Origin of the sequence: Laspinema palackyanum D2c, from assembly GCF_025370875.1 — a bacterium.
Classification (GTDB): Bacteria; Cyanobacteriota; Cyanobacteriia; order Cyanobacteriales; family Laspinemataceae; genus Laspinema; species Laspinema palackyanum.
On the sequence record NZ_JAMXFD010000070.1, the window covers coordinates 1 to 1,461 of the forward strand.

The following is a 1,461-nucleotide window of genomic DNA, read 5'->3' on the forward strand; positions in this document are numbered from 1 at the left end:
GGCCTTTTTATCGAAGGGGCCTAAGAGCTATGTCCCTTATCCAGTCTAGTTTGTAGCCGGATTGTCACCCCTTCAGGTCAAGAAATTCTAGGGCAATGCAACGATCCATCTTTTGCAGTTCCGAGTAAGCCTGGAAAGCGTGGGGTATTTTACCGGATAAAAACCTGCTCAAAACCGGAACTAGGTAGAGGTTAGGGTATTTTTCCATCAGCCCTCCCACGATTTCAAGAAAATTTTGCCGCATGATTTCTCTCTGTCCCTCGGTACTCCCTGAGTACCTATAACTGGCAACCGGGATCCGTTCGTCAGCCGAAAAAGTTAGAAATCTTTCATCCCAAGGGCGATCCATACCGGCGTTAATTTCCTCAAACTTGGAAAACCCGTGCAACTCGGTAGAGGGGGAGAGAAAAACCCGATCGCAACTGGGAGAAAGCTTATCCAGAATTTCTACCAGTGCCTTATCGTTTACCGGGATACTGCCCTCTGTCCAGTTTGCATAATCCGAGAAAACTTCCCGAACGGCAGGGGAATTAAACCCGACGGATGAATCGCCGATCAATGCCTTCCTTAAAATCTTGTCGGCCATTCCCGGGGTTGCCGCGCGGATCTCCCCGGTGTCATCAATCCGAAAATTTAAACTTGCCATAATCTGATAATCACGAAACGACTGGATAAAAAAATCACAATAGCGCGATCGCGTTCGTGATTTGTTCGGGGTCTACCTCGACATAGCGCAACAACACCCGATCATTCTTGTGACCCGTGATTTTTTTCAAGACCGGGATAGACACCCCGGAACGGGACAGGGAAGTAATGAGAGTTCGTCGGGTTGAGTGGGTTGATATCCCCCTACGCTGCAATCCAGCTTTCTCAACCGCGCGACGGAACCATAAGTCAGCACTCTGGAACCGCAAAGGGCGATCGGCATATCGCGGGCTGGGGAATAACCAACCTTGCAGCGGCGGGTGATAATTTTCGAGTTCCGACTTTAGCAGGGGATGAATTGGGACCTGCCTAGTCTCTCGGGTTCCATCCGGGGAAGCCTTGCGAGTGCAAGCGCGGAACGTCACAAAATCTAAGGCAACGGGTTCAGATGGATCCTTATAACAATCCGTAACCTTCAATTGAAGGATTGCACCCCATCTTTCCCCGGTGAAACGAGCAATCGTCAGAAATAAGCGATGAGTCGGATTGTTCAGATGTTTAAATATTCTGGCATAATCTGAATCCGTTAAAATTTCCGATTGTCCATGACGAGAATTTTTGGGCATTTTAAAACTTGAACTTTAGACGAAAAACAGCACAAAACATCAACAATGCCTTAACTCAATTGTGAGTCAACAAGGCTACACCCTAGCCATAGTAAGTGTTCCCCGTATTTTGTCTAACTTTAACTTTTATCTAAAACTTAAACTTGTATCCGGAAAATATCCCCGTTACAGTGGACTAATTGCAAGGGAT

2 protein-coding genes are annotated in these 1,461 nt (G+C 47.1%); both read right to left on the minus strand.

The features are described from left to right. Positions 1 to 64: 64 nt before the first annotated feature. Positions 65 to 646 (minus strand): hypothetical protein, encoded by a 582-nt coding sequence (locus tag NG795_RS28315; protein WP_367291940.1) that lies wholly within the window; start codon positions 644 to 646, stop codon positions 65 to 67. A gap of 34 nt (positions 647 to 680) precedes the next feature. Then, positions 681 to 1,271, minus strand: a complete 591-nt coding sequence (locus NG795_RS28320; protein WP_367291941.1) for a tyrosine-type recombinase/integrase — start codon at positions 1,269 to 1,271, stop codon at positions 681 to 683. Positions 1,272 to 1,461 lie beyond the last annotated feature (190 nt).

Coding starts and splice junctions, on each gene's coding strand:
- NG795_RS28315 (WP_367291940.1), bottom strand. CDS start 646: ATGGCAAGTTTAAATTTTCGGATTGATGACACCGGGGAGATCCGCGCG.
- NG795_RS28320 (WP_367291941.1), bottom strand. CDS start 1,271: ATGCCCAAAAATTCTCGTCATGGACAATCGGAAATTTTAACGGATTCA.